The sequence below is a fragment of the Flavobacterium muglaense genome, from assembly GCF_014305155.1.
Taxonomy (GTDB): Bacteria; Bacteroidota; Bacteroidia; order Flavobacteriales; family Flavobacteriaceae; genus Flavobacterium; species Flavobacterium muglaense.
In genome coordinates this window covers 1-4,637 of sequence record NZ_JACRUK010000095.1, presented here as the reverse complement: position 1 = coordinate 4,637, position 4,637 = coordinate 1, and the positions used below count along the sequence as shown (strand labels likewise).

The 4,637-nt window shown below is 34.4% G+C and carries 5 protein-coding genes; all 5 read right to left on the bottom strand.

Going from position 1 to position 4,637, the window contains the following annotated elements:
* Window positions 1-60 precede the first annotated feature (60 nt).
* Complete coding sequence (locus tag H8R24_RS17780; protein ID WP_187021781.1) at window positions 61-615, bottom strand: hypothetical protein; 555 nt, start codon at window positions 613-615, stop codon at window positions 61-63.
* A 309-nt stretch (window positions 616-924) separates the two neighbouring features.
* The gene (locus H8R24_RS17775) at window positions 925-2,697 is read right to left on the bottom strand and encodes a bifunctional alpha/beta hydrolase/class I SAM-dependent methyltransferase (protein ID WP_187021778.1); all 1,773 of its coding nucleotides are present in this window, start codon (window positions 2,695-2,697) and stop codon (window positions 925-927) included.
* 7 nt (window positions 2,698-2,704) lie between these two features.
* Window positions 2,705-3,307: a CDP-alcohol phosphatidyltransferase family protein gene (locus tag H8R24_RS17770; protein ID WP_187021776.1), complete on the bottom strand. Its 603-nt coding sequence runs from the start codon at window positions 3,305-3,307 to the stop codon at window positions 2,705-2,707.
* A gap of 6 nt (window positions 3,308-3,313) precedes the next feature.
* Complete coding sequence (locus tag H8R24_RS17765) at window positions 3,314-3,949, bottom strand: lysophospholipid acyltransferase family protein (RefSeq protein ID WP_187021773.1); 636 nt, start codon at window positions 3,947-3,949, stop codon at window positions 3,314-3,316.
* Window positions 3,949-4,554: a phosphatidate cytidylyltransferase gene (locus tag H8R24_RS17760; protein WP_394354179.1), complete on the bottom strand. Its 606-nt coding sequence runs from the start codon at window positions 4,552-4,554 to the stop codon at window positions 3,949-3,951. Before H8R24_RS17760 ends, H8R24_RS17765 begins: the two co-directional genes overlap by 1 nt.
* Between the last annotated feature and the right edge of the window lie 83 nt (window positions 4,555-4,637).

Below are 4,637 nucleotides of genomic sequence, written 5' to 3'. Positions count from 1 at the left end.
TACTTTCTCCTTTGAATGATTCCATAATAAAATTCTTTCACGAAAGATAAGAATTTATCTTTACACCTCTATTAATATTAATTCATTGTTTATAAACTTGTAGAGGGTTTCCTTATTCCCAGTTGCCCCCATACCATACATAGAAAAAATTATTTCTTTATTTGATATGCTTACACTCTCGTCATTATATATTTTATAATCATCGGCTGTATATTCAGGCCCAATGGCTACCCACGAAATTTCCTGAAGTTTGTAACCTCCTTGTGGTTGTTTTATAAGTACTAACGTAGGGCGACTGCTTGTGTTATCATTTTTATCTTGTAAAACAATCACAACATCCTTTAGTCCATCATCATCCAAAAGTCCTTCTTCTTGATACTGTATTTCATAAGGAGCTAGAACGAAATCAGTTATTTTATTTCCAGTTTTTGGAAATTCAACAACCGAATCATTTTCTTCATTAGTTTCTTTATTCTCTCTATTTTCAGTGTCTTTTAGGCTTGAAACTTCTATTTGTTTTATCTCTTTTTTACAGGATAAAACAAAAAAAACAATACTAAAAAGACCTAATAAAATTACTATCCTTTTTATTTTAAGTACTACCGCTTTATCCATGAAGAATCAAAATTAAAAAGAATACAATAAAAAAGAACATCCCAAAATTGATTAAAAGTTTCTGCCATTGAAAAGCCTTTAATACAATTAAAACTATGACATCAATTATTGATAAAAAAAACAGCAATGGTAAACCAAGAAATGCAAATGGCAATAGACCAGGAGGCCCTAAACAAGAACGTCCATTAGGATTAATGAATAGTATACTTTGCAAAATAAATAGAAATAGTATACTACATAACGTTATACTTCTGGTTACAAAATGAGATTCGTCGTTGGTATATTTTTCCTTAAGAGACATCTTTATTTCTATAATTTTCTAGCCACCGATACCGTGAAAATCCCCCATTGATCCTGTAGTTGCTCTATCTTCTCAAAACCTGCATTAGCGACTAATTGATCCATTTCGGCTTGTGTTCTTCTTCTCATAACCCAGCGCCCTTTTCCTTGATGATTGTTTAGCGTTCTTGCAATTAACTCTACTTGTGGATGCCATGGCTGGTTCGTATAAATTAAATATCCTCCTGTTACAATGGCTTTATTCAACCCGCTTAAAGATGCCTTTAGCAAATGATTGTCGGAGAATAATTCATAGACACCAGAGACTACAGCTATACTAGGCTTGGGATTTACACTCGCAATTCCTTCCTCATAAAAAGCATCGGCATTTTTAAATTCGGCAAAATCTGTTAGCTCTCTCTCTGCAATCATTTCTGAACCTGCTTTGACATTTATATCACTATAATCTCGTAATAAAACCGAAGAAACTTTTTCACGATGAGGAACAATAGCGTCAAGAATATACCTACCATGTCCAGAGGCAATATCCATGATGCGTACTTCGATATTCTTATCATGAAGAACAGCAATATATTTACCAATTAATTTTTCTAAATTTTGTTTTCGAATACGAATTCCTTGCCAACCAATACTATCTAAATAACCTCGATCGATTAATTTTCCTAACCCTATTGCTTTATAAAACCCCAAGCCTTGCGCTTTATTTAAGTACACATAATCTAAAGAGCTACCCGAATCAAAACCTGTTTCTACTCCAATCTTAACTCCTTTTGAAGCTCGTTTTCCTATTAAACTCATAGAAGTACGCGTCAAAGAAAAGCTTATTTCATTCCAAAAGGAAGAGGCCTTTGGTTTTAATAGTTTTTGATATTCATTATAAGTATAGCCTTTTTTGTCAGCATTTAACAAGTCTATCTTTGTTGCATCACTTTCTACTTTATTAATAAACTTACGAATCAAAGCAAAAGGTATTTTTCTATCGAATTCTCCTAAGGTATCATGAAAAAAACCGTTCAAAACATGTTTTTCTTTGATAACAGAGCTCAAACCATCAAAGAATTGATGTTGTGGTTTATCCCTTACTACGGCATCTGCCCCCGAAATTAAAATTTGAGTAGGTGTAATAATTGCTCCTGCATCTGAAATGATTCTGTCCGAAACAGCATACAAATCCAACAAAACATTAGATGCGATTGGTAGCGCAACCAAGGGATCGGTATGATAGGACTTTACACGTTCTGGGTCATGTGTTAGCTGTTTTCCTTTTACATACGATTTGACAAAGAACTCTCCAAAGAATTTTTGATACAAAGCAATTCCTTGCTTTGCACCAGGGACAATCAAATCAACACTAAAAGCAGGCGAAGCAAGAATCAATGCCTTAATTTTTGGCGCATAATCATGTACCCAAGTAGCGGCAATTACAGCCCCTACACTTTGAGCAATGACAACTATATTTTCAACTGGAACAGCATGCTGATTGTTGATATGTTGTACAAAAACATCTAAATCTTGCACCCAAGTCATAAAACTTGGCGCATACCCTCTTGGCCCTTCGGTACGCCCACAACCACGGACATCCCATGCAAAAAAAGCAGTGTCGTCCATTTTTAATTCATTGACAATATGCTCAATTCTTCCTGAATGTTCATGCCCGCGATGTAATAACACTATAACTCTATCCGCAGGTTGTTGCGTAGTTGCTGCCCAATTTCTATAAAATATAACTTGCCCGTCATGGCTTGTAAAAGTATGCTCAGTTGCTGGTCTTTTAACGTTCATAGTGTTACTAATTTGATATTACTGCCTTTTTTAAACGTGTAAATGTGCTTAGCCCTACCAATGCTATTAAAGCAATGAAAATATAGGATGAAAACGCATAGTGATAGTACCCAAAGAAACACAGCAATCCATAGAAGCCAATCATAAAAGCGCGATCACTTTTACCCATTGGCCCGTCATAACGGCGCTCTCCTGTGACTACTTTGGCTAATATTCCCGCAAACTCGTTGATGATACTCATACAAATAAAAATCACTATGAAGTACAATGCATTGGGCTCGAATTTAAGTAGCGGTATAAACAAAACTACATCTGAAATTACATCTCCCAGTTCGTTTAAAATTTCTCCAAGTTTTGATTGCTGTTTGTAAATTCTTGCCATCATGCCGTCAAGAGCATTCAATGCCATACGCACAAACAAACCTATGGGAAGTGCCAAGAAAAAATAAGAATTAGAATCTGCGAACCAAAAGAAAGCTGCTACTAAAAAAGACCAAAGAACAGAAGCGATTGTTATTTGATTTGCCGTAACTCCTTTGGAATGTAAAAGTTCTAAAACGGGTTTTAATAGTGCTTGAAACTTAGGTTTCAAATTATAGATTGATATCATTATAATTTATGTATTACGTGTATTTAAATCCTCTATTTCTTGTTTCATCTGTTTTAAAATAGCAGTCACATTATCACTTGATATTTTCACTGGAGTACCATAAACGATTGCACTTTCATGTGGGACAATTAGATTATCGCCTTTTGGCATTGCTTTCCCCATTGATTTTAAATAAATAGGAACATATGGAATATGGGGGTTTTCGATCAACACTAAAGCGACACCTGCCTTAAACTCTTTGGGTAAATTGGGTTCGCCACGAGTACCTTCTGGAAAAATGATCAACGAAAAACCTTCTTTGAGGGCTTTGTTCATTTTGAAAATTGGATCATTCTCAGGATTGTCTTTATCTGATTTTCGCTGAATAAGTAATGCATTTATAAAATAATTACTGAGCCAAGTTTGCCACTTCGTTTTCCCAAAATGATCTTGCGCCGCAACTGGTTTGACTTTATGAATCATTGATTTTGGCAACGATGCCATAATAGACATTGCGTCGAGATGGCTGTTGTGATTGGCAATAAGTATAAATTGTTTTTCTTGTTTTAGAAAACTAGATTTAGAAAATTTTACACCAACAATAATGTTTAAAAAATTCCGAACAATAACGGAATAGCAGAGAATAAGTACTATCTTTTTCATTAAAATGCCCAATAATAAACCAAGTGAAAGAAAATAGGCGCGGTATATGTCAACGAGTCTAATCTATCTAGAATACCTCCATGACCTGGAATACTATTTCCTGTATCTTTTACTCCCAAATCTCTTTTAACAGCAGACATAACAATATCTCCAAAGAAACCCGTACAAGCAATTATAAAACTCGCTACTATAACTTGCCAATCTAACAATGGTGTTAAAAACCCTAAAAAATAACCTACTGTTGTAGTGCTAATCACACCACCTAAAAAACCTTCCCAAGTTTTATTTGGGCTTACACTTGGGGTAATTTTATGTTTACCCAGTAATTTTCCCCAGATAAATTGCAATACGTCATTGATCTCTGTGATAAAAACCAGAAAAAGTAAAAGTCCTTGCCCTCCATTTTTGAAGTTTGCAATATTGACAGGTAGAGATAAAAAATAAGCTAGATGACTTAATCCAAATACGGTAAGCATAAGAGCCCATTGCATGGATGCCATAGATTTAATAATTCCTTTTGTTTCTCCTATAATGACCAATCGTACAGGAATAAACAAAAACATATATACCGGAATAAAAATTATAAACAACATATACCAACCAATATACGCTAAATAGGGCTTGCTGAAAAAGTATTCTCAATTTTCATATAACTGGATTTAATTTCACCAAATAATCACTTTCATAA